Raw genomic sequence first — 21,541 nt, forward strand, 5'->3', positions numbered from 1 at the left:
AAAACATAGAGGACAGCACTCTTATTATATACTCACCAAATTGTGATTTTTTTTATTTTTTTTAGAATAAAATTAAAAACTACCTGAAGATAGTAAAAGGAATACCGAAAAAGCACCTTTCCATTCTTTTCGAAGACTAAGTAAACCACGATGCAGCAAATTACTTGCAGATTGGTAATTAACATCCAGCATTTCGGCAATTTGTTCAACAGTTAAACCCTGATGATAACGCAGATATAACGCTTCTTTTTGACGTGAAGGTAAATCGTTTAATAATCTATTTAAGTGAATGATTTTTTCTCTTGTGGCGTAGTCATCATCAATGAGATCATGCTCTACTGAAAATTCTAAAAGAAAAGCTATAGAATCTGTACTTGTAGTTTTGCGAAAAATATGATCTCTTTCGAATAAACGAGCAATTCTTTTTCGTACACACGATAACAAATAAGCTTTTACTATCACCGTACTCTGCAATGTACTTCGGTACACCCAAATATCAGTAAAAACATCCTGAATACAATCCTGCACTTTTTCTTCATACGGAGAAAGTGAATTTCCATAACGTACCAAATCGGCATAATATCTTTCGAATAACATGGAAAATGATTTTTCATCACCTTCCTTTAAATTATTCCAAAGCGTACTATCATCTAAACTATTGAATGGTAAAATTGCGGTCTTCATGGTAAAATTTGGGTAGCGTACAAATAAAAATTATCACATAATGTTAGGAATCTATTTTTTTAACATTTTCCGTTCATATTGTGCGATAAATATATAAAAGCAAATATTTAAAAACCAATTTTTTCACATAAAAGAAATATTTTCTTAATATAATATGATGTGCCTCTATCATATTTTACTAGGGTTTTAAGTCAAATGTTAAAATTATACTTTCTTTAACATATTGCTTTATGTGTAAGATTTTACTTCGTTTTCACAATACGCTATTTTTTAATAAACTTCTCTGCTGAAAAACCTTTTTGTGTTTTGAGCTTTAAAATATAATTGCCTACATGAAGTTTTGAAACATCAATTTTAGAAATATTATCAGTGTTTGGAATTGCAATAACCAACTGGCCTAAAACATCATAAATAGAAACAGACTCTATTCGAACATCATTTTTAGTCTAAATATTCAAAATTTCATTTACTGGATTAGGATAAAGATTGAAATAATTCGAGAATTCGAAATCATTAATTCCTAAAGTTTTAAAAGTTGAAGTAGCTTTGTAAAGTCGTAATATTAAGGCTTGTTAATTGATTGTCAGAACAAGATAAGCCTTGAAGATTTTTAAATTGATCTATTTTCAAACTTGTTAGTTTGTTACCGGAACAATTTAAAGTTAAAAAAGTATTTACGTTTTGGCTGGATAAATTTAAACTAGTCAACTGATTATCTCCACATCCTAAACTGATTAAATTGGGTAATCCGCTTACATCAATATCTGTAATTTGGTTTCTGGAACATTCCAGGGATATAATTTTCATTCCATTAAGATCAAATACACTAACTTTATTATCGTTAAAAGAAAGATATTTCAGATTCGAAAAATTTTTGACACCTTCCAACGATACAATATTAGAATTTGCCAGAAACAATTCTGTGATTTTTAAAGCTTCACTACTCTCAATTTCTCCATTTTCATTTGTGTCTATTTTAACGGACTTTCCATTTAAATTAGCGATATTATTTGTTTCATTAGCCTCCAGTAACTTAGCCTTAAAATTAGCATCGGGAAAATTAATAGTTTGGGCATTTATAAAAGAAGAAAATAAAAAAAACAGCAACAGCAAGTAGTTCTTGATCATAGGTTTAGTTTGGTTTTGGTTTTTAAATATATAAAATCAAAAACTTAAAACCTAAAAATTCATAAAAAAAGCCTTACTAAATACTTAGTAAGGCTTTTTTAAAGATTTTATTGAAATAACTTTTAGAAAGCTACATTCCATCTTGGTAATTTTGCATTTTCATCTAAGAAATTTTGTAAAACCTGACCTTCAACTGCCGTTGGGATCGCTTTTACATCTCCATTAAAAGTCTCATACCAAACTACTTCTAAAGCATCAATGCTTTCTAATTTCATTTGTGCTGGCCAAGAGTATTTTCTTCCTGTTTTTGCAAATTGGTGACCGTTTACGATTTTGTCGTATAAACCGCCATTTTTGCTTTTTAAAGTTCCGTCATTTTGAACAGTTCCTGTAGAAGCAACCATTATCAATTCTTTTGCATCGCCTTCAATAGCGTAAACAACAAAAATTCCGGCACCACCTTCAGGAGCGTTACAAACTTGTTCTAAACTATCTTCGATTGTAAAAGTAAAACTGTTGCTTACTTTAAACTTTTTTAATTCTTTACTCATCTTTCTAATTTTAAGCTTCTAAGACATTAAGTGACTAAGTTGCTAAGTTTTTAAACTATATTCCAATCATTTTAAAAATGTAAAAAAGTCTCAACACAATATTGAGACTTTTTTTGGAATTTTTTATTTTGAATATTGGAGATTATCCAAGTACTTCTTTTACTTTTTTACCAATTTCAGCTGGTGAATCAACAACGTGAATTCCGTTGTCTCTCATGATTTGTTTTTTAGCAGCAGCTGTATCATCAGAACCACCAACAATAGCACCTGCGTGACCCATCGTTCTACCTGCAGGAGCAGTTTCTCCAGCGATAAAACCAACAACTGGCTTACGGTTACCATCAGCTCTAACCCATTTAGCAGCATCAGCTTCTAATTGACCTCCAATTTCACCAATCATGATGATAATTTCAGTTTCCGGATCGTTCATTAATAATTCCACAGCTTCTTTAGTTGTAGTTCCAATAATTGGATCTCCACCAATTCCGATAGCTGTAGTAATTCCTAAACCTTGTTTTACAACCTGGTCAGCAGCTTCGTAAGTTAAAGTTCCTGATTTTGAAACGATACCAACAGTACCTTTTTTGAAAACAAAACCTGGCATAATACCAACTTTAGCTTCTCCCGGAGTAATAACACCTGGGCAGTTTGGTCCGATTAATCTAGAATTTCTTTCTTTAACATAATTATTTGCTTTAATCATATCTGCTACAGGAATTCCTTCTGTAATAGCAATAATTACTTTAATTCCAGCATCAGCAGCTTCCATAATTGCATCAGCAGCAAAAGCTGGTGGTACAAAAATGATAGATGTATCAGCTCCAGCTTGATCAACAGCATCTTTTACTGTGTTAAAAACCGGACGATCTAAATGGCTAGTTCCACCTTTACCAGGAGTAACACCACCAACAACATTAGTACCGTACTCAATCATTTGAGAAGCGTGGAAAGTTCCTTCGCTTCCTGTAAATCCTTGAACAATTATTTTGGAATCTTTATTAACTAAAACACTCATGATATATATTTTATGTAGTTTTTAAAATTGTGATGCAAAAGTAAGGTTTTGTAATGTATTTTAATCTTTTTGTCTTCAAAAAAATTAAGAAAATTGACTCATTTGATAACCGCGATACAATTTATCATCCTTAATTTGCCAAATTGTAGAAAAATGGGCTAATAACATCTCTTCTCTTGGATTTTCAATCGTTTTCACAAAATGAGAATAACGTATTGAAACCAAGTCATCTTCAGCAATAATATGACTGATTCTAACTTTGGAACGTACATACGCACGACTAAGTTCATTGGCCATATTAACCATAGAATCATAATCCATCTGAATCAATCCTTTACTGCTATTCCACTCCACTATAATATCCGGATGCAAATAGGTTTTAAGGATTTCACTATCAATTAAGGCATCCGACTTATAAAATTTTTGAACAAATTCTTTTATAGACATATTACTTCAATTTATTTAGAATTTCAGGAATCTTTTTGATATTAGCTAATTGTTTTAACTTTTCTCGTGATTCTTCGATTGGAGTTCCAAAATAAGATTTTCCACCTTCAACTGATTTAGTAACTCCGGTTTGTCCCATAATAACAGCCTTCGCTCCTATCGTGATACCACTGGTTGTACCAACCTGTCCCCAAAGCGTGACTTCATCTTCAATAATAACACAACCAGCTATACCGGTTTGTGAAGCTATTAAGCACTTTTTTCCAATAACGGTATCATGTCCTACATGAACCTGATTGTCAATTTTTGTTCCTTCTCCAATTGTTGTATCTCCTGTAACACCTTTATCAATGGTACAAAGAGCTCCAATTCCAACATTATCTTCGATAACAACCCTACCTCCTGAAATTAACTGATCAAACCCATCCGGACGTTTTTTATAATAAAAAGCATCCGCTCCTAAAATTGTTCCTGCATGAATAATTACATTATCTCCAATTACAGTATGATCGTAAATAGAAACATTTGAATGTATTAGGCAGTTTTTACCAATTTTAACGTGGTTTCCAATAAAACTATTTGGCTGAATTAATGTTCCTTCTCCGATTTCTGCAGAAGCTGCAATAGCTACATTTGCATGTTGAAAAGGCTTAAAATGTTTGGTTAAGGTATTAAAATCCCTGAAAGGATCATCAGAAATTAAAAGGGCTTTACCTTCAGGGCAATCTACTTTTTTATTAATTAAAACAATAGTCGCTGCTGATTGCAAAGCTTTGTCATAATATTTAGGGTGGTCAACAAAAACAATATCTCCTGATTCAACAACATGTATTTCGTTCATGCCTAAAACCGGGAAGTTCTGGTCACCAATAAATTCGCAATTAAGCAAACTTGCAATTTCTTGTAAAGAATGAATCTTTGGAAATTTCATATATTTTAATTAGAAAATTTGTTAATTAGAGAATGTGTCAATTAGAAAAATGCGTCAATTAGAAAATAAAAATTATTCAATTTCTGAGTATGTATCAATTTTCTAATTGACTCATTGACAAATTATCTAATTAAAAATTACTCTTTTACACGCTCCATGTAAGATCCTGAAGCAGTATCAATTTTAATTTTATCACCTTCGTTGATAAATAACGGAACGTTTACTGATGCTCCTGTTTCTACCGTAGCAGATTTTGTAGCATTTGTAGCAGTATTTCCTTTTACACCTGGCTCTGCATAAGTAACTTCAAGAACTACAGAAGATGGCATATCTACAGATAATGGTAAATCCGTTTCAGTATTTACCTGAACCATTACACTTGTTCCTTCTTTTAATAATCCCGGAGCATCCAAAATGTTTTTATTCAAAGAAATTTGCTCAAAAGATTCTGTATTCATAAAATGAAATTCATCTCCTTCAGCATATAAAAACTGGTAGTTATGCGTCTCTACACGCACATCGTCAATTTTATGTCCTGCAGAGAATGTATTATCCAATACTCTTCCTGTAGTTAAACTTCTCAATTTTGTTCTTACGAAAGCAGGTCCTTTTCCAGGTTTTACGTGAAGAAATTCAACGATTTTATAAATATCGTGATTGAATTTAATACACAATCCGTTTCTAATATCTGATGTAGATGCCATTTTGTTTTGTTTTTTTAATTTGTTGAATCGTTTATTCGTTTAATTGTTTATTCGATTAAACGATCAAACAAATAAACAGTTAAACGGTATTTTAATAATTTCCTGAATAACCTTTCATAATTCCTCTTGATGAATTTCTGATAAAATCTAAAATCTCATCTCTCTCAGGAGTAGCTTCCATTTCTGCTTCAATAATACTTAAAGCCTGAGTGGTATTGTAATTCTTTTGATATAAAATTCTGTAAATTTCCTGAATTTCTCTAATTTTTTCTGTGCTAAAACCTCTTCTTCGTAAACCAACTGAATTGATTCCAACATAAGATAACGGTTCTTTAGCAGCTTTTGTATAAGGAGGGACATCTTTTCTTACCAAAGATCCGCCAGAAATCATAGCATGATCTCCAATATGGATGAATTGGTGAATCGCTGCCAAACCTCCAATTACAGCATGGTTTCCAACAACAACGTGACCTGCTAATGCAACTCCGTTTACAATAATGGCATTATTTCCAATTTCGCAATCGTGCGCAATATGCGCATAAGCCATTACTAAACAGTTGTTTCCAAGAATAGTCTGACCTGAAGCAACTGTACCTCTATTTATAGTAACACATTCTCTAATCGTACAATTATCTCCAATAATAGCAAGAGAATCCTCTCCGCCAAATTTTAAATCTTGTGGCACTGCAGAAATTACGGCTCCTGGAAAAATATTGCAATTTTTTCCAATACGAGCACCTTCCATAATGGTCACATTAGAACCAATCCAAGTACCGTCACCAATAATTACATTATTGTGAATTGTTGTAAAAGGTTCAATTACAACATTTTTAGCGATTTTAGCGCCGGGATGAACATAAGCTAATGGTTGATTCATCTGTATGTTTTATATTTTAAATTAAAATAGTCTAATTTGGGCAACAAACGTAAACAATAAAATTGACTTAATTATTATTGTTTTCTTGCAATTTGAGCCATTAATTCTGCCTCAGTTACTAATTTTCCGTTTGCATAAGCATTTGCCTGCATATGACAGATTCCTCTTCTGATAGGAGAAATCAATTCACATTTGAAAATTAATGTATCGCCCGGCAATACTTTGTGTTTAAATTTAACATTATCTATTTTCATAAAATAGGTCAAATAGTTTTCAGGATCCGGAACGGTGCTTAAAACCAAAATTCCGCCCGTTTGTGCCATCGCTTCAACGATTAAAACACCTGGCATAACCGGTGCTTCAGGAAAATGCCCTACAAAGAAATTCTCATTCATAGTAACATTCTTCATACCAACCACATGACTATCTGACATTTCTATAATTCTATCAATTAATAAAAATGGAGGTCTGTGAGGTAAAACAGCCATGATTTTATGAATATCCATCAACGGTTCCAAATTCAAGTCATAAACCGGCACATGGTTTCTTTGCTCAATTTTAATAATTTTTGCTAATTTTTTTGCAAACTGAGTATTTACGTAATGCCCTGGTTTATTAGCAATAATTTTTCCTTGAATTCTAACTCCGATTAAAGATAAATCTCCAATAACGTCAAGCAATTTATGTCTTGCCGCTTCGTTTGGATAATGTAGTGTAAGGTTATCTAAAACTCCGTTTGGTTTAACCGAGATTTTATCTTTTCCAAACGCTTTCTTTAAATTTTCCATTGTAGCATCAGAAATTTCTTTATCTACATATACAATGGCGTTGTTTAAATCCCCACCTTTAATTAATCCGTTTTCTAATAAAGATTCTAATTCGTGCAAGAAACTAAATGTTCTTGAATTAGCAATTTCATCTTTAAAATCGGCGATACTTTTTAAAGTAGCATTTTGAGTTCCTAAAACTTTAGTGCCAAAATCAACCATTGCAGTTACCTGATAATCATCGCTTGGCATCACCAAAATCTCGCTTCCGGTAGTTTCATCAGTAAAAGAAATAACTTCTTTAACTACATAAACATTACGTTTAGCATCTTGTTCTTCGATTCCGGCTTTTTCAATTGCTTCAACAAAATATTTTGAAGAACCGTCCATTATTGGAAGCTCAGAAGCATCTAATTCTATAATGACATTATCCAAATCACAGCCAACTAATGCAGCCAAAACGTGCTCTGGAGTTTGAATTTTTACACCTAATTTTTCTAAATTGGTACCTCTTTGTGTATTAACAACATAGTTAGCATCAGCCTCAATGACTGGTTGACCTTGCAAATCTACTCTTACAAAAGTGAAACCATTATTAATTGGAGCTGGTTTAAAAGTCATTGTAACTTCTTTTCCAGTGTGTAATCCAACTCCTGTTAGTGAAATTTCATTTTTGATGGTCTTCTGTTTAACCATTATTTCCATTTTTTGGGTTTATTATTTGTTTTTTTAATTCGTCCAGTTCGGACACAATTTTCGGTAAATTCTTAAAATGAACATACGATTTATTAAAATCAGTATATCCAAGTGAAGGCGTTCCTTGCAATATCTCATCATCCTTGATGTTTCTTGCGACTCCTGATTGAGCCTGAAGCCTTACATTATTACCTATAATCAAATGTCCTGCGATACCAACTTGCCCGCCAATCATACAGTTTTCGCCAATTTTTGTAGAACCTGCAACGCCTGATTGAGCAGCAATTACAGTATTTTTACCAATTTCTACATTATGGGCAATCTGAATCTGATTGTCTAATTTTACTCCTTTTCTAATAATAGTAGAACCAAGAGTTGCTCTGTCAATTGTAGTATTGGCTCCAATATCTACATTATCTTCTATAATTACATTCCCAATTTGAGGTACTTTACTATAAACACCCTCTTCATCTGGCACAAAACCAAAACCATCCGCACCAATTATAGTTCCTGAATGAATGGTGCAATTGTTTCCGATAACGGTTTCTGAATATATCTTAGCCCCGGCAAAAATATATACATTGTCGCCAATAACAACATTATCGCCAATAAAACTGTTTGGATAAATTTTCACATTAGTACCTAAAACCACATTTTGTCCTATATAACTAAAACTCCCTAAATATAAATTTTCGCCATATTTAGTTCCTTCAGACATAAAAGATTGCGCTTCTATTCCGTTTTTATTCAACTTTACCTGATTGTAAAACTGCAAAAGTTTAGAAAAAGACGCATAAGCATCTTCAACTTTTATCAAGGTTGTAGTAATTTCCTGTTCTGGTACAAAGCTATCATTAACAATTGTCACCGAAGCCTTGGTAGTATATATGTAGTTGATATATTTGGGATTAGCCAAAAAAGTAAGCGATCCTTCCTCGCCTTCCTCTATTTTAGATAGCCGAGAAACTTCTGCGTTAGGATTCCCAACAACTTCTCCTTCTAAAATTCCTGCTATTTGTTCTGCTGTAAATTTCATTGCGACAAAAATATAAAAAATAGATTTTAAATGTTAATTTTAGATAAGTTGTTTTGGAAAACAGATGTAATATTTTGTCACCAATTTAGATAACGATTTCAAATTCAACTGATCAGACGCTTCTACAACATCTTCAATTGTTTTATCTTTTTTCAAAATTCGTATCGGTTCAGCCTCTTTACTGTAAGCCTGGTTTTTAATTTTTCCTCTAAAAATAAAATATCCGGCATCTACAGACGAAATATGATGTTCTTCTGCAAATTCTTCTTTCATTGATTGCGATTCTTCCATCGGGATTTTTTCCGCACTCAGTTTTATCTTCAATAAATCCCTGTTAATGATCATTTTACTTAAAGTAGAAAGTATAAAATCATCTTGTTTTTGCCACGCTTTTAAAGCGCTTATAATATCAAAATCGTCTAATTGAGAGAATAAATCCAATTTTTCGGCATCAAAATCTTCCAGGGCTACTTTGTTTTGCATAAAAAACAAAAGTGGCTCACTGCAAGGTAAGGAGTTTCCTTTTAATGTTAGTTCTTTGGCTCTTTTCAATACTTTCATCAAAATTAACTCGGCCACTAAACTTGTTTTATGCAAATAAGCCTGCCAATACATTAATCTTCTCGAAAGCAGGAATTTTTCTACTGAATAAATTCCTTTTTCTTCGATAACCAAAACACCATCAACAACATTCATCATCTGAATTAAACGCTCCGAATTGACATTTCCTTCAGCAACTCCGGTATAAAAACTATCACGTTTTAAATAATCCATTCGATCCATATCTAATTGACTTGAAATCAATTGCAACATGAACTTTCTGTGATATTCGCCTTTAAAAACCTGAATGGCCAAACTCAGTTTTCCATCAAATTCTTCATTCAACTGGTTCATGAATAACAATGAAATTGCTTCATGATTTACATCTTCAACAATACTTTTTTCCATAGCATGAGAAAATGGCCCATGACCAATATCGTGCAATAAAATAGCTATCAATAAAGCACATTCTTCATCATTTGAAATAGCAACTCCTTTAAAACGAAGTGTTTCAACAGCTTTCTGCATCAAATGCATACATCCTAAAGCATGGTGAAAACGTGTATGATTAGCACCCGGATAAACCAAATACGATAAACCCATTTGCGAAATACGGCGTAATCGCTGAAAATACGGGTGTTGAATTAAGTCGTAGATGAGTTCGTTCGGTATAGAAATAAACCCATAAATAGGGTCATTGAATATTTTTAATTTATTGATATGAGTCACTATTTGGTTATTTTTAGGTCAACAAATATAAGTAATTAACTATAAACAGCTTTGTGTTTTACTCTTAAAAATTAACAGCAATTCGCTTTGATTTTCAATGTTATAACTAATTTCAGAAAAGACTTTATCGAAAAATCATAATTCATTATTCCGAATTTTATACTATTTTTAATACTTTTTAAGTTCTATACTTTTAAATTGCATTAAAAACTAATTACGTTTATGGATAAGATAAAAATACTTTGGGTCGACGATGAAATCGATCTTTTAAAACCACATATATTATTTCTGGAGAAAAAAAACTACGCTGTAACTACTTGTAACAACGGATTAGACGCTATTGCTCTATTTGAAGAAGACAATTTTGATATTGTTTTTTTGGATGAAAATATGCCCGGAATGAGCGGTTTGGAAACACTTTCTGAAATGAAAGAAAAAAAATCGGCCATTCCTATGATTATGATTACCAAAAGTGAAGAAGAATATATAATGGAAGAAGCCATTGGTTCTAAAATCGCTGATTATTTAATTAAACCCGTAAATCCAAATCAGATTTTATTGAGTTTAAAGAAAAATCTGGATCATTCACGCTTAATTTCTGAAAAAACAACTTTAGATTACCAGAAGGAGTTCCGCAAAATTTCAATGGAATTAGCAATGGTTAATTCTTTTGAAGATTGGGTTGAATTGTATAAAAAGCTGATTTTCTGGGAATTAGAATTAGAAAATATTAACGATCAGGGAATGATTGAAATCCTTGAATCTCAAAAGGTTGAAGCCAATTCGCAATTCGGAAAATACATTGAAAGAAATTACGAAGACTGGTTTGCACCAAAAGCAGATAAACCAATTCAATCACATAATTTATTCAAGGAATTAGTAGTTCCGGAACTTAAAAAGAAAGACAAACCAATCTTGTTTGTTGTAATTGACAATTTGCGTTATGATCAATGGAAATCTTTTGAAACTGTGGTTTCTAACTATTATAAATTAGAAAAAGAGGTTCCCTATTTCTCTATACTTCCAACAGCGACGCAGTATGCCAGAAATGCTATTTTCTCTGGGTTATTACCAATCGAAATGGAAAAGCAATTCCCACAATATTGGAAAAATGATGTTGAAGATGGTGGAAAAAACCTTTATGAAGCCGAATTTCTTTCGGCCCAACTAAAACGTTTGGGATTAAATCTAAAGGAAGATTATTTTAAAATCACCAATTACGCAGGTGGTAAAAAACTAGCAGAAAACTTCAAAGCTTTAAAAGGCAACGATTTAGTAACAGTTGTTTACAATTTTGTAGATATGTTATCGCACGCTAAAACTGAAATGGAAGTAGTAAAAGAATTGGCTTCTGACGATAAAGCGTATCGTTCTCTGACTTTGAGCTGGTTTAAGAATTCTCCATTATTAGAAATCATTCAGCAAGCACAATTGTTAGGCTTTAAATTAATTCTGACTACAGATCACGGGACAATTAATGTAAAAAACCCGTCAAAAGTGGTTGGAGATAAAAATACAAGTTTAAATTTGCGTTATAAAACAGGGCGTAGTTTAACTTACGAACAAAAGGATGTGTACGTTGTAAAAGAACCGAAAGACATTGGCTTACCAGCCATAAACATGAGTAGTTCCTTTATATTTGCTAAAAATGATTTCTTTTTGGCTTACGTAAACAACTATAATCATTATGTAAGTTATTACAGAAATACGTATCAGCACGGCGGAATTTCATTAGAAGAAATGATTATACCGTTTTTGGTTTTTAACCCGAAATAAAAAGTATTCAGTCGCAGTTTACAGTCGCAGTTGAAAACTTAAAACTGTGACTGTAAACTGAGACTATATAATAAATAAATATAAAAATGAATATCGTTTTTTCATTAGATCAAATTCAGGAAGTAGCGGAGCAAATTATAGCTTCAAATCCAAAAAAAATCATTCTTTTTAATGGTGAAATGGGAGTTGGAAAAACTACTTTAATCAAACAATTATGCAAAAGTTTAGGGGTTGAAGGCGCTACAAGCAGCCCAACCTTTTCTTTAGTTAATGAATATTATACTTCTAACAATCAAATTGTTTATCATTTTGATTTTTACCGTTTAAATAAAGAAACAGAAGCACTTGATATTGGTGTTGATGATTATTTGTATTCTGGAAATTGGTGTTTTATTGAATGGTCTGAAAAAATTGCCAGTTTAATTCCGGAAGAACATTCTACAGTGACAATTGAGTTATTGACTGATGGAAAGAGAACTTTGGAATTAAAATAATTATTTGTATTTTTGTAAGATTATATTTACAAATAAACGAATAATTATTTATGACAAACAAACAAAGAAGCAAGTACAAAAAATGGGGAATTATCGTAATATGTAGTTTAGTTTTAATATCTGCGATTGGATTTTTTACATTCAAAGAAAAAACTAAATCAGAAGAAGCTGAAACTACTTATGAATCTGATAAAGAATGGTCTAGTGGCTGGGTGTCAATAGAAGATTGCAACTATTGGGGAGCTCGAACATTTACAATTTCAGAATACGATGATATTCCATTAAATTTTAAAAGAGGAATTGTAAAAATTTTTAAAGACAATAAATATTATAATATAGATGGAGACGATAGTCAATATTTTTTCACAAAAATAAAAGATCGGGCAAAAAAGGTAATTGCATATGGTAATTTCACCAACAATAAAAGTGCACAAAATATTGAATTGGCATTTTTATTGGAAAAACAAGATTTCGAAAGTAGTATTATATACATAATATCAGAACGTGGTGATGTTCTATTCAAAAAAGAATATCATAGCGAACTACCAACCATTACCAGTTTTAAAAAAAAGGCATTGATTTATTTAGAAGAAATGAAACTTACTCCTTCTCCAGCAGATGGAATTTTATTAAAATTTAAAAGCTACAAGAGAGTTATTATTTATAATAAAGACTCTAAGAAATTTGAAGATTACTATCAATATGACAACGAGGACTTAAATAGAAAGGACGAATTTGAAGAAGATGGCGAAAGCGAAGAACCTGTTGAGAAAAGTACAGATAGCATTCAATAAATTAGTTTAAATACAATATGAATACAGTAGAAATAATCCCCTATTCTCCAGATATAAAAGACTACATCAAAATCTTAAATATAGAATGGCTTCAAAAGTATTTTAGAGTTGAGGAGAAAGATGAATTAGTGCTTTCAAATCCACAAGAAGAAATTATTAATAAAGGTGGAATGATTTTCTACGCCAAATATAATGATGAAATCCTGGGAACAGTTTCGTTAATGAAGATTGATAATACTACTTTCGAATTGAGTAAAATGGCTGTTTCAGACAAAGCCCAAGGTCTCGGAATGGGAAATAAGCTATTAGTTCATTGCATAGCTGTTGCAGAAGAAAATAACATCAAAAAATTACTTTTGTACTCTAATAGAATTCTACTTCCTGCGCTACATTTATACGAAAAATTTGGCTTTGTTGAAGTTCCATTAGGAGATGTCAGCTACGAAAGAGCCGACATAAAAATGGAAAAAACAATCTCTTAATATTGACTTTTACTATTAGCAGAAAATTTGCACTAATTTTAAAACTTTTTACGTAATTTGTACTCTTAATATTTGCACAACCCATGTCAATTACTTTAACTCCATTTACGAAACAACAATTGTTGCCACAAGAAGAAAAACTTGAAGTGGGCCGATTTAAAAGAGAACTTTTCATAGGAATACCTAAAGAAACCAGTTATCAGGAACGTCGTATTTGCCTGACGCCGGACGCTGTAAATTCACTTACCTATGAAGGTCATCGTGTAATGATTGAGTCTGGAGCCGGAGAGAGTTCGAGTTATTCTGATAAGGAATATAGCGATGCAGGTGCAGAAGTTACAAAAGATACTAAAAAAGTTTTTGGCTGTCCGATGTTACTTAAAGTAGAACCGCCAACTTTGGCTGAAATAAAGATGATTAATCCTGAAACGATTATTATTTCAGCTATTCAATTAAAGACAAAAAAGAAAGAATACTTTGAAGCTTTAGCGCAAAAAAAGATAACTGCCTTAGCATTTGAATATATCAAAGATGAAGACGGATCCTATCCTGCAGTAAAATCCTTAAGCGAAATAGCGGGAACAGCTTCTATACTTATTGCTGCCGAATTAATGATTACGGATGAATTTGGTAAAGGACTTTTATTTGGAAATATTACCGGAGTCCCTCCTACTGAAGTTGTGATTTTAGGTGCCGGAACTGTTGGTGAATTTGCTGCTAAAACAGCAATTGGACTTGGTGCAAACGTAAAAGTTTTCGATAATTCGATTACTAAATTACGTCGTCTACAGAATAATTTAAATCAAAGAATTTTCACTTCAACAGTTCAGCAAAAAGCTTTATTAAAAGCTTTGAGACGTTGTGACGTAGCCATTGGCGCCATGCGTGGAAAAGAACGCTGCCCAATTGTAGTAACAGAAACTATGGTGGAGCATATGAAAAAAGGAGCCGTAATTGTCGATGTTAGTATTGATACCGGTGGATGTTTTGAAACTTCAGAAGTTACTACTCATGAAAAACCAACTTTCATAAAAAGTAATGTTTTGCATTATTGTGTACCAAATATCCCGTCAAGATATTCCAAAACTGCCTCATTATCAATCAGTAATATATTAACGCCATATCTACTTCAAATAGCAGACGACGGTGGTTTGGAAAGCTCTATCAGATGTAATAAAGGTTTGAAAAACGGAGTTTATTTATACCACGGAATCCTAACAAATAAAGCAATTGGCGATTGGTTTGATTTGCCAGACAACGATATTAATTTACTTGTATTTTAAAGGAACTTTAGCTTACCTTTGCAAAAAAATTATTTCATGAAGTTCGTACATCGTTTTGCTTATTATTTGATTGGTTTGATTATGGGATGCTTTTTTGTAGCCCTTGTTTTTAGTGGAAAAGATACGCGTTGCAATTACTTTCCAAATGCCAGGGTTTTAAATAATTTACGCACAAAACCTTTTCAATATTCCGATAAAGCAATTCAGACTTTGAACGAAAAATGGGTTGACACTACAGATATCAAAAATACGCTACAATTTGGAGATGTTGATTTTGATCAAAGTAATGTTCCGTTTAATAAAGGGAAATTATATATCATCGAAGGAAAGACAGTAAAAAACCAGGAGATTATCCTTAAAATTACGAATTATGAGAATAAAGCGGTTTTAGAAGAAATTGTAAAGAAACCGGCTGAAAAATAAAAACACAGTTTTCAGAATTTTTACTAACTAGAATTTGCAAAATATTCAATTGGTAAAAATTCGTCTAATTAGTGTTTTACCACTCAATTTCCTTAAGTCCTTTTGACCTCAGAAACACATTTGTTTTACTAAAATGTTTATTACCAAACCATTTTCCCTGATTGGCACTCATTGGAGATGGATGTCCTGATTCTAAAACATAATGTTTTGAACGATCAATTTTTAATCCTTTTTTCTGAGCAAAGCTCCCCCATAATAAAAAGACAACATTTTCGTTTTTATCTGAAATCGTCTGAATAACGGCATCTGTAAAAAGATTCCATTTTAAATGTTTATGACTATTTGGGACGTCTTTTCGAACTGTCAAAGAAGCATTCAAAAGTAAAACACCCTGATCTGCCCATTTTTCTAAATTCCCGGAAGTTGGCATAAAAACAGAATCTAAATCTGAATTTATTTCCCTGAAAATATTACGTAAAGAAGGCGGGATTTTTACATTATCATTTACTGAAAAGCTCAAACCATTAGCCTCTCCCGCTCCATGATAGGGATCCTGGCCAATAATAACCACTTTTACATCTTTGAAAGAACAGTGATTAAAAGCAGAAAAAATCAAATCTAAAGGCGGATAGCATATATGATGTTTGCAATCTTCCTCTAAAGAGGAAAGCAATTCGTTAAAATACGGTTTTGCAATTTCGTTAGCTAAAACATCTTGCCATTCCTTAGAAAGATTAATTTTCATATAATTAAATTTATTACAAATTTCGCAAAGTTTTTTTCAAAGTACTAATTAATAGTACTATTTCGTTTTAAAACTTTGTAACTTTGAACCTTTACAACTTACGATATATAATGATATCCATTACCGAAAAAACATTACAAGATTTACAATTTCCAACAGTGCTCGAAACCATTTCGGCTGGCTGTAACACAGATATTGGAAAAGAAAAAGCTTTACAAATAACACCATTTAGAGACAAAGAAACCTTGATGCAGGCTTTGATGCAGACATCAGAATATGTTTCGTCTTTTCAAAATAACAACGCTATTCCGAATCACGGATTTGACGCTATTACACACGAAATCAAATTTCTGGCAATTGAAGATAGTTTTCTGGAGGTTGGTAGTTTTAGAAAAATTGCTACACTTTCATCGACTACAAATTTTCTTTTAAATTTCCTGAAAAAATTCGATGATTATTATCCAAATTTAAACGCTAGAGCTTCAAGAGTTGAATATACAAAGGACATTGTAACTTTAATCGACGCGATTGTAGATAAATATGGAGAGATAAAAGACAATGCATCTCCTGCTTTACTAAGTATTCGTCAGAATATGAATATTGTTCGCGGTAAAGTCAATCAAAGTTTTGGAGTTGCTCTTTCACATAATAACAGCCTTGGTTATCTGGACGATATTAAGGAAAGCTTTGTTCAAAACCGTAGAGTATTAGCGGTTTTAGCCATGTACCGTCGCAAAGTAAAAGGTTCTATTTTAGGAAGTTCTAAAACCGGAAGTATCGCTTATATTGAACCGGAAGCTACTTTACAATATTCCAGAGAATTAGCGAATCTGGAATATGAAGAAAAAGAAGAAATTACCCGAATTCTAAAACAACTATCCAATCAAATTCGTCCTTATTTACCTTTATTAATTGAGTATCAGGAATTTTTAAGTGATATTGATGTGGTTTCCGGAAAAGCTAAATATGCTAATAGAATCAACGGAATATTACCGACAATTACCGAAGAAAGAAGATTATTCTTTAGAGAAGCGTATCATCCTATTTTGTATTTGAATAATAAGCAAAAAAACGAAGTTACACATCCGCAAACTATTGAATTAAAACAAGATAACAGAATTATTGTAATCTCAGGTCCAAATGCAGGTGGGAAAACTATTTCGCTTAAAACCGTTGGTTTATTGCAATTGATGTTACAATCAGGAATGTTGATTCCTGTTCACGAACGTAGTGAAACTTTCTTATTTGACAGAATTTTAACTGATATTGGAGACAATCAATCTATTGAAAATCATTTAAGTACTTATAGTTATCGTCTAAAAAACATGAATTACTTCTTGAAAAAATGCAACAAGAAAACCATGTTTTTGATTGATGAATTTGGTACGGGTTCTGATCCGGAATTAGGTGGTGCTTTGGCTGAAATTTTCTTAGAAGAATTTTACCATCGTGAAGCCTTCGGAATTATTACAACACATTATTCCAATTTGAAAATTCTCGCTAACGAATTGCCATTTGCAACAAATGCAAATATGATGTTCGATGAGAAATCATTGGAGCCAATGTATAAACTGGCTTTGGGTCAGGCAGGAAGTTCATTTACTTTTGAGGTTGCCTTAAAAAATGGTATTCCGTTTGGATTGATCAATCGAGCCAAAAAGAAAATTGAAGTTGGAAAAGTTCGTTTTGACAAAACGATTGCAACTCTTCAAAAAGAAAGATCAAAGCTTGAAAAAACTTCCATTAATTTAAAGGAAGAAGAAACTCGTGCACGTGAGGAAAGCAAAAAGATGGAAAACATTAATGTAAAAATCAAACAAAAACTGGAAAGCTACCAGGAATTATATGATAGCAACCAAAAGACGATTTACATTGGTCAGAAAATTGAAGACATCTCTGAAAAATATTTTAACAATAAAAACAAGAAGGAACTTATTGGTGAGTTTTTGAAAATCATAGAAATTGAAAATTCAAAACGTAAAAAAGCAACTCCAAAAGAAGCTAAAGCTATAATCGAAAAGAAAAAAGAAGTTATTGCTGAAGTTTCAGTTCAGGTTGAAGAAATTCGAAAAGAGAAAAAAGAAAAGAAACTCAAACCTGTTATCGAAAAACCAAAACCAATTTTAAAAGTTGGTGACCGTGTAAGAATGTTAGATGGAAGATCTGTTGGAAGTATCGATTCAATAGAAAAAAATAAAGCAACTGTAAATTACGGAATCTTTACTTCGAAAGTAAGTTTAGATGAATTGGAATTTGTTGAGGCGGGGAAGAAATAAGTTTTCAGTCGCAGTCTCGGTTTTCAGGTTTTAAATTATGAAGGGAAATATTAAAAAATCAAAATAAAGCGATTTAAACAAAGATCTTCAAAAATACGAGAGTCAACATCCGAAATTTACAAAAAGCTTTTAAAATAAATTTATGAGGGTCTATTTTGATTTGGTAAATTTATTAAATTATAACTCTTAATAGATAAAATATATAATACTAAAAATCTTACATAAACTTATTTTTTTTAGTTTTGTCATTGCGAGGAACGAAGCAACCACACGAACATAAGTAAGTTCACACTTGCTTAATGGAATCAAAGCGCTATTCCCTCTTTTTCTTCAAGAAATTGACAACTCAAAAAAATAAAATATGAAACCAGGATTCGTATACCTCATTACCAATAAACATCAAACAGTAATTTACACTGGTGTAACTTCAAATCTACCAAAAGGAATTCTAGAACATAAAAATAAAAAGTACCCAAAATCGTTCTCTGCAAAATATAATGTAAATATTCTAGTTTATTACGAACAATTTCAATTGATCGAAGATACAATAGGTAGAGAAAAGCAAATCAAAGCTGGATCAAGAGAAGCAAAGAATGAACTCATTCATTCGATGAATCCAACTTGGAAAGATTTGTTTGAAGAAATTGAAGGCATAATGATAGTATAATAAAAATGAAAAAACACAGTGTGGTTGCTTCGTTCCTCGCAATGACCTTGCATGTGCGGCTTTACGAGGAACGAAGCAATCTCACCAAAATAAGCAATTACAGTATATGAAAACACAAACCGAAATTGCGTCATTACTTGCAAACATTCCTAAAGACAAAAAAATAATCCTTTTCGACGGCGTTTGCAATCTTTGCAACAGCGCAGTTCAATTTATCATCAAAAATGATAAAAAAGATATTTTTCGTTTTGTCGCTTTACAATCAGAATTGGGAAATGAAATTTGTAGATATATTGGGGTTGATCAAAATAAAATAGATAGTATAATTTTATATCATCCTGGAGTTGCTTACTATTATAAATCTTCAGCAGCTATAGAAATAGCAGAAGACTTGGGAGGAATTTATAGCTTGATTTCGATATTTAAAATTTTTCCTGAAAAATTAAGGAATTATATTTACGACTATATTGCCAAAAACCGATATAAATGGTACGGGAAAAAAGAAAGCTGCATGATTCCTACGCCGGAATTAAAAGCGAAGTTTCTTTAAAAATTCCAATTTATAAATTCCAAATTCCAATCTTTACACAATATTGTCATTTCGACGAAGGAGAAATCCCCCGCAAGTAACTCCGCAACGAGAGTCTAATCTTTGTCGAATTTCTAGTGTGATTTCTCCTTCGTCGAAATGAACATAAAATGCGTGAATAAACAAAATTAAAAAATCCCAAATTCAAATCAGGTAAAGATTGGAATTTGGGATTTTAAAAATTGAAATTTAACTAGAAAACTATCTAATCAACTTTCTGTATTTTAAACGTTTTGGAGTTAAATCTCCACCTAAACGTTTCTTTTTATTTTCTTCATATTCAGAGAAACCACCTTCAAAATAGTACACTTCAGAATCTCCTTCGAAAGCCAGAATGTGAGTACAAATTCTATCTAAGAACCATCTGTCGTGTGAAATAATAACGGCACAACCAGCAAAATTCTCTAAACCTTCTTCAAGAGCACGAAGTGTATTTACATCTAAATCATTCGTAGGCTCATCTAATAAAAGTACGTTTCCTTCTTCTTTCAAAGTCATTGCAAGGTGCAAACGGTTACGTTCTCCACCAGACAACATTGAAACTTTTTTATTTTGTTCTCCACCACCAAAATTAAAACGAGATAGATAAGCTCTTGAGTTTACTTGCTTTCCTCCCATCATAATCAATTCCTGACCGTCAGCAAAGTTTTCCCATATTGATTTATTTGGATCAATATTAGAGTGTGATTGATCTACGTAAGCGATTTTTACAGTTTCTCCAACTGAAAATTCTCCGCTATCTGTAGCTTGCTCCCCCATAATCATTTTAAAAATGGTCGATTTACCAGCACCGTTTGGTCCGATAATTCCAACAATTCCGGCTTGTGGCAATGTGAAATTTAAATTATCATATAATAATTTATCACCAAAAGCTTTGGCAACATTTTTAGCCTCAATAACATTGGTTCCTAAACGTGGACCGTTCGGGATATAGATTTCCAGATTTTCATCCAGTTGTTTTTGATCTTCGTTTAATAACTTATCGTAGTTCTGTAAACGTGCTTTTTGTTTTGTCTGACGACCTTTTGCTCCCTGACGAACCCAGTCCAACTCGCGCTCTAATGTTTTTCTACGTTTAGACGCTACTTTTTCTTCTTGTGCCATACGACTAGATTTTTGATCTAACCAAGAAGAATAATTTCCTTTCCACGGAATACCTTCTCCTCTATCCAGCTCTAAAATCCAACCTGCTACATTGTCAAGGAAATATCTATCGTGCGTTACCGCAATTACAGTTCCGGCATATTGTGCTAAATGTTGTTCTAACCAAAGTACCGACTCAGCATCTAAGTGGTTGGTAGGCTCATCTAATAACAATACATCTGGTTGTTGCAATAATAAACGACATAAAGCCACACGACGACGCTCTCCTCCTGAAAGGTTTTTGATCGGCGTATCACCTTCAGGTGTACGCAAAGCATCCATTGCGATTTCTAGTTTTGTATCAATTTCCCAAGCACCAAGAGCATCAATTTTATCCTGTAAAGCTGCCTGACGATCCATCAACTTATCCATTTTATCAGGATCTGAATAGTTTTCTTCAAGACCGAATAAGTCATTAATTTGATTGTACTCTTCTAAAACTGCCATAGTTTCAGCAGCTCCTTCACGAACAATTTCAATAACCGTTTTAGAATCATCAAGAATTGGTTCCTGCTCTAAATAACCTACAGTATAACCTGGTTGAAAAACAACATCACCCTGATAATTTTTATCTACTCCGGCAATAATTTTCAAAAGAGAAGATTTTCCAGAACCGTTTAAACCTAAAATACCAATTTTTGCTCCGTAAAAGAAACTCAAATAGATATTTTTAAGAACTGGTTTGTCTGCTCCCTGATAGGTTTTACTCAACTTTTGCATTGAGAAAATTACTTTCTTATCGTCTGACATTTTATATGTTTTTT

23 protein-coding genes are annotated in these 21,541 nt (G+C 32.3%); 9 read left to right on the forward strand and 14 right to left on the reverse strand.

Annotation, left to right across the window (positions count from 1 at the left end):
• Positions 1 to 72 precede the first annotated feature (72 nt).
• From B0A65_RS11705 to B0A65_RS11760, 12 genes are all read right to left on the reverse strand, one after another.
• Positions 73 to 684 carry an RNA polymerase sigma factor gene (locus B0A65_RS11705; protein ID WP_074661216.1) on the reverse strand — a complete coding sequence of 204 codons (612 nt, stop codon included), beginning with the start codon at positions 682 to 684 and terminating at the stop codon, positions 73 to 75.
• 263 nt (positions 685 to 947) lie between these two features.
• The gene (locus B0A65_RS23680; protein WP_083370477.1) at positions 948 to 1,112 is read right to left on the reverse strand and encodes a T9SS type A sorting domain-containing protein; all 165 of its coding nucleotides are present in this window, start codon (positions 1,110 to 1,112) and stop codon (positions 948 to 950) included.
• A 100-nt stretch (positions 1,113 to 1,212) separates the two neighbouring features.
• On the reverse strand, positions 1,213 to 1,812 hold the full coding sequence (locus B0A65_RS11715) for a leucine-rich repeat domain-containing protein (RefSeq protein WP_074661214.1): 600 nt from the start codon (positions 1,810 to 1,812) through the stop codon (positions 1,213 to 1,215).
• Between the two features lie 122 nt (positions 1,813 to 1,934).
• A complete protein-coding gene (locus B0A65_RS11720; RefSeq protein ID WP_074661211.1) occupies positions 1,935 to 2,363 on the reverse strand; it encodes a hypothetical protein in 429 nt (142 codons plus the stop codon).
• A gap of 142 nt (positions 2,364 to 2,505) precedes the next feature.
• Entirely contained in the window at positions 2,506 to 3,378 is an 873-nt protein-coding gene (gene sucD / locus B0A65_RS11725) for a succinate--CoA ligase subunit alpha (RefSeq protein WP_007808093.1), read from the reverse strand.
• An 84-nt stretch (positions 3,379 to 3,462) separates the two neighbouring features.
• Positions 3,463 to 3,825 (reverse strand): nuclear transport factor 2 family protein, encoded by a 363-nt coding sequence (locus tag B0A65_RS11730; RefSeq protein ID WP_074661209.1) that lies wholly within the window; start codon positions 3,823 to 3,825, stop codon positions 3,463 to 3,465.
• 1 nt (position 3,826) lies between these two features.
• Positions 3,827 to 4,756 (reverse strand): UDP-3-O-(3-hydroxymyristoyl)glucosamine N-acyltransferase, encoded by a 930-nt coding sequence (locus B0A65_RS11735; protein WP_074661206.1) that lies wholly within the window; start codon positions 4,754 to 4,756, stop codon positions 3,827 to 3,829.
• 137 nt (positions 4,757 to 4,893) lie between these two features.
• Positions 4,894 to 5,460: an elongation factor P gene (efp, locus tag B0A65_RS11740; protein WP_074661204.1), complete on the reverse strand. Its 567-nt coding sequence runs from the start codon at positions 5,458 to 5,460 to the stop codon at positions 4,894 to 4,896.
• A 91-nt stretch (positions 5,461 to 5,551) separates the two neighbouring features.
• Complete coding sequence (gene lpxA, locus B0A65_RS11745; protein ID WP_017497513.1) at positions 5,552 to 6,337, reverse strand: acyl-ACP--UDP-N-acetylglucosamine O-acyltransferase; 786 nt, start codon at positions 6,335 to 6,337, stop codon at positions 5,552 to 5,554.
• A 74-nt stretch (positions 6,338 to 6,411) separates the two neighbouring features.
• Positions 6,412 to 7,800 (reverse strand): bifunctional UDP-3-O-[3-hydroxymyristoyl] N-acetylglucosamine deacetylase/3-hydroxyacyl-ACP dehydratase, encoded by a 1,389-nt coding sequence (locus B0A65_RS11750; protein ID WP_074661717.1) that lies wholly within the window; start codon positions 7,798 to 7,800, stop codon positions 6,412 to 6,414.
• On the reverse strand, positions 7,793 to 8,836 hold the full coding sequence (gene lpxD, locus B0A65_RS11755) for a UDP-3-O-(3-hydroxymyristoyl)glucosamine N-acyltransferase (RefSeq protein WP_074661201.1): 1,044 nt from the start codon (positions 8,834 to 8,836) through the stop codon (positions 7,793 to 7,795). The genes B0A65_RS11750 and lpxD overlap by 8 nt, the downstream gene beginning before the upstream one ends.
• 39 nt (positions 8,837 to 8,875) lie before the next feature.
• Positions 8,876 to 10,105, reverse strand: coding sequence for an HD domain-containing protein (locus tag B0A65_RS11760; RefSeq protein WP_074661198.1), 1,230 nt, complete (start codon positions 10,103 to 10,105; stop codon positions 8,876 to 8,878).
• Positions 10,106 to 10,327: 222 nt separating this feature from the next.
• On the opposite strand from B0A65_RS11760, the gene porX reads away from it, so the two are divergent.
• The 6 genes from porX (at position 10,328) to B0A65_RS11790 (ending at position 15,357) form a co-directional block, all read left to right on the forward strand.
• Positions 10,328 to 11,881 (forward strand): T9SS response regulator signal transducer PorX, encoded by a 1,554-nt coding sequence (porX, locus tag B0A65_RS11765; RefSeq protein WP_074661196.1) that lies wholly within the window; start codon positions 10,328 to 10,330, stop codon positions 11,879 to 11,881.
• Between the two features lie 86 nt (positions 11,882 to 11,967).
• Positions 11,968 to 12,375, forward strand: coding sequence for a tRNA (adenosine(37)-N6)-threonylcarbamoyltransferase complex ATPase subunit type 1 TsaE (gene tsaE / locus B0A65_RS11770; protein WP_074661194.1), 408 nt, complete (start codon positions 11,968 to 11,970; stop codon positions 12,373 to 12,375).
• Between the two features lie 50 nt (positions 12,376 to 12,425).
• Positions 12,426 to 13,169, forward strand: a complete 744-nt coding sequence (locus tag B0A65_RS11775) for a hypothetical protein (RefSeq protein WP_074661191.1) — start codon at positions 12,426 to 12,428, stop codon at positions 13,167 to 13,169.
• Positions 13,170 to 13,186: 17 nt separating this feature from the next.
• A complete protein-coding gene (locus B0A65_RS11780; RefSeq protein ID WP_074661190.1) occupies positions 13,187 to 13,651 on the forward strand; it encodes a GNAT family N-acetyltransferase in 465 nt (154 codons plus the stop codon).
• A gap of 83 nt (positions 13,652 to 13,734) precedes the next feature.
• The gene (locus B0A65_RS11785; RefSeq protein WP_072970800.1) at positions 13,735 to 14,934 is read left to right on the forward strand and encodes an alanine dehydrogenase; all 1,200 of its coding nucleotides are present in this window, start codon (positions 13,735 to 13,737) and stop codon (positions 14,932 to 14,934) included.
• Positions 14,935 to 14,970: 36 nt separating this feature from the next.
• On the forward strand, positions 14,971 to 15,357 hold the full coding sequence (locus tag B0A65_RS11790; protein ID WP_074661189.1) for a DUF4258 domain-containing protein: 387 nt from the start codon (positions 14,971 to 14,973) through the stop codon (positions 15,355 to 15,357).
• Positions 15,358 to 15,433: 76 nt separating this feature from the next.
• Here B0A65_RS11790 and ung read toward each other — a convergent pair whose 3' ends face one another.
• Positions 15,434 to 16,102, reverse strand: a complete 669-nt coding sequence (ung, locus tag B0A65_RS11795; RefSeq protein ID WP_074661186.1) for a uracil-DNA glycosylase — start codon at positions 16,100 to 16,102, stop codon at positions 15,434 to 15,436.
• A 110-nt stretch (positions 16,103 to 16,212) separates the two neighbouring features.
• On the opposite strand from ung, the gene B0A65_RS11800 reads away from it, so the two are divergent.
• From B0A65_RS11800 to B0A65_RS11810, 3 genes are all read left to right on the forward strand, one after another.
• Positions 16,213 to 18,378, forward strand: a complete 2,166-nt coding sequence (locus B0A65_RS11800) for an endonuclease MutS2 (protein WP_074661184.1) — start codon at positions 16,213 to 16,215, stop codon at positions 18,376 to 18,378.
• A 361-nt stretch (positions 18,379 to 18,739) separates the two neighbouring features.
• On the forward strand, positions 18,740 to 19,045 hold the full coding sequence (locus B0A65_RS11805; RefSeq protein ID WP_074661183.1) for a GIY-YIG nuclease family protein: 306 nt from the start codon (positions 18,740 to 18,742) through the stop codon (positions 19,043 to 19,045).
• Positions 19,046 to 19,151: 106 nt separating this feature from the next.
• Positions 19,152 to 19,595 (forward strand): thiol-disulfide oxidoreductase DCC family protein, encoded by a 444-nt coding sequence (locus tag B0A65_RS11810; protein WP_074661181.1) that lies wholly within the window; start codon positions 19,152 to 19,154, stop codon positions 19,593 to 19,595.
• 240 nt (positions 19,596 to 19,835) lie between these two features.
• On the opposite strand, the gene ettA is transcribed toward B0A65_RS11810, so the two are convergent.
• Positions 19,836 to 21,527 (reverse strand): energy-dependent translational throttle protein EttA, encoded by a 1,692-nt coding sequence (ettA, locus tag B0A65_RS11815; protein WP_026985169.1) that lies wholly within the window; start codon positions 21,525 to 21,527, stop codon positions 19,836 to 19,838.
• Positions 21,528 to 21,541: the final 14 nt, after the last annotated feature.

The organism is Flavobacterium frigidimaris (assembly GCF_002217275.1).
Classification (GTDB): domain Bacteria; phylum Bacteroidota; class Bacteroidia; order Flavobacteriales; family Flavobacteriaceae; genus Flavobacterium; species Flavobacterium aquidurense.

What these genes read in the sequence shown, in the direction of transcription:
- B0A65_RS11785 (WP_072970800.1), top strand. Translation starts at nt 13,735, where the DNA reads ATGTCAATTACTTTAACTCCATTTACGAAACAACAATTGTTGCCACAA.
- B0A65_RS11790 (WP_074661189.1), top strand. Translation starts at nt 14,971, where the DNA reads ATGAAGTTCGTACATCGTTTTGCTTATTATTTGATTGGTTTGATTATG.
- B0A65_RS11750 (WP_074661717.1), bottom strand. Translation starts at nt 7,800, where the DNA reads ATGGTTAAACAGAAGACCATCAAAAATGAAATTTCACTAACAGGAGTT.
- B0A65_RS11780 (WP_074661190.1), top strand. Translation starts at nt 13,187, where the DNA reads ATGAATACAGTAGAAATAATCCCCTATTCTCCAGATATAAAAGACTAC.
- B0A65_RS11715 (WP_074661214.1), bottom strand. Translation starts at nt 1,812, where the DNA reads ATGATCAAGAACTACTTGCTGTTGCTGTTTTTTTTATTTTCTTCTTTT.
- B0A65_RS11705 (WP_074661216.1), bottom strand. Translation starts at nt 684, where the DNA reads ATGAAGACCGCAATTTTACCATTCAATAGTTTAGATGATAGTACGCTT.
- sucD (WP_007808093.1), bottom strand. Translation starts at nt 3,378, where the DNA reads ATGAGTGTTTTAGTTAATAAAGATTCCAAAATAATTGTTCAAGGATTT.
- B0A65_RS11730 (WP_074661209.1), bottom strand. Translation starts at nt 3,825, where the DNA reads ATGTCTATAAAAGAATTTGTTCAAAAATTTTATAAGTCGGATGCCTTA.
- lpxA (WP_017497513.1), bottom strand. Translation starts at nt 6,337, where the DNA reads ATGAATCAACCATTAGCTTATGTTCATCCCGGCGCTAAAATCGCTAAA.
- tsaE (WP_074661194.1), top strand. Translation starts at nt 11,968, where the DNA reads ATGAATATCGTTTTTTCATTAGATCAAATTCAGGAAGTAGCGGAGCAA.
- B0A65_RS11805 (WP_074661183.1), top strand. Translation starts at nt 18,740, where the DNA reads ATGAAACCAGGATTCGTATACCTCATTACCAATAAACATCAAACAGTA.
- B0A65_RS11800 (WP_074661184.1), top strand. Translation starts at nt 16,213, where the DNA reads ATGATATCCATTACCGAAAAAACATTACAAGATTTACAATTTCCAACA.
- B0A65_RS11720 (WP_074661211.1), bottom strand. Translation starts at nt 2,363, where the DNA reads ATGAGTAAAGAATTAAAAAAGTTTAAAGTAAGCAACAGTTTTACTTTT.
- efp (WP_074661204.1), bottom strand. Translation starts at nt 5,460, where the DNA reads ATGGCATCTACATCAGATATTAGAAACGGATTGTGTATTAAATTCAAT.
- lpxD (WP_074661201.1), bottom strand. Translation starts at nt 8,836, where the DNA reads ATGAAATTTACAGCAGAACAAATAGCAGGAATTTTAGAAGGAGAAGTT.
- porX (WP_074661196.1), top strand. Translation starts at nt 10,328, where the DNA reads ATGGATAAGATAAAAATACTTTGGGTCGACGATGAAATCGATCTTTTA.
- ung (WP_074661186.1), bottom strand. Translation starts at nt 16,102, where the DNA reads ATGAAAATTAATCTTTCTAAGGAATGGCAAGATGTTTTAGCTAACGAA.
- B0A65_RS11810 (WP_074661181.1), top strand. Translation starts at nt 19,152, where the DNA reads ATGAAAACACAAACCGAAATTGCGTCATTACTTGCAAACATTCCTAAA.
- B0A65_RS11775 (WP_074661191.1), top strand. Translation starts at nt 12,426, where the DNA reads ATGACAAACAAACAAAGAAGCAAGTACAAAAAATGGGGAATTATCGTA.
- ettA (WP_026985169.1), bottom strand. Translation starts at nt 21,527, where the DNA reads ATGTCAGACGATAAGAAAGTAATTTTCTCAATGCAAAAGTTGAGTAAA.
- B0A65_RS11735 (WP_074661206.1), bottom strand. Translation starts at nt 4,756, where the DNA reads ATGAAATTTCCAAAGATTCATTCTTTACAAGAAATTGCAAGTTTGCTT.